The sequence below is a fragment of the Klebsiella sp. YJ genome, from assembly GCF_002108615.1.
In the GTDB taxonomy this organism is placed as follows: domain Bacteria; phylum Pseudomonadota; class Gammaproteobacteria; order Enterobacterales; family Enterobacteriaceae; genus Klebsiella; species Klebsiella planticola.
This window is the reverse complement of sequence record NZ_MTEG01000101.1, coordinates 1-947: the sequence shown is the minus strand read 5'-3', so window position 1 is coordinate 947 and position 947 is coordinate 1. Positions and strand designations below refer to the sequence as shown.

Genomic DNA, 947 nt, shown 5'->3' with positions numbered 1-947 from the left:
GAATGATCGGGCGCATATGCCAGGTGTTTTGATTTTTCAGCGAGAAATTGTATGGCTTCTTTAAAGATAAAATATGCTGCAATAATTATCAGCAGCCTCATAGCAGGAGGGCTGATATCGGTTACTGCCTGGCAGTATGTAAACTCATCACAAAAAACAGTACAAACCGAACAAAAGGCACCGGAGCGAAAGGTACTTTTCTGGTATGACCCGATGAAACCGGATACCAAATTTGATAAACCCGGAAAATCTCCCTTTATGGATATGGACCTGGTGCCAAAATATGCTGATGAAAGCGGCGATAAAAGCAGTGGCGGGATCCGTATCGATCCAACGCAGGTTCAGAATCTGGGATTAAAAACGCAAAAAGTCACGCGAGGAATGCTGAATTATTCTCAGACAATCCCGGCTAATGTCAGTTACAACGAGTATCAGTTTGTCATTGTGCAGGCGCGCTCTGACGGTTTCGTCGAAAAAGTGTATCCCCTGACGATTGGCGATCATGTGAAGAAAGGCACTCCGCTTATCGATATCACCATTCCTGAATGGGTTGAGGCACAAAGTGAGTTCCTGCTGTTATCCGGTACAGGCGGTACGTCAACCCAGATAAAAGGGGTTCTGGAGCGACTTCGTCTAGCTGGTATGCCGGAAGAGGATATTCAAAGGCTGCGTTCAACCCGCACAATCCAGACCCGTTTTACCATTAAAGCACCTATTGATGGTGTCATTACTGCGTTTGACCTGCGCACCGGAATGAATATTTCGAAAGATAAAGTAGTGGCTCAGATTCAGGGGATGGACCCGGTCTGGATCAGCGCTGCAGTGCCAGAATCTATCGCATATCTGCTGAAAGATACGTCGCAGTTTGAAATTTCGGTACCGGCTTATCCGGATAAAACATTCCATGTCGAAAAATGGAACATTCTTCCCAGCGTGGATCAGACAAC

The 947-nt window shown here is 46.1% G+C and carries 1 protein-coding gene; it reads left to right on the top strand.

The genetic code is table 11. From position 1 onward, the window contains the following. Positions 1 to 51 precede the first annotated feature (51 nt). Positions 52 to 947 (top strand): Cu(+)/Ag(+) efflux RND transporter periplasmic adaptor subunit SilB (silB, locus tag BV390_RS30355; protein ID WP_085397644.1); only part of this gene is annotated, 896 nt, incomplete at its 3' end.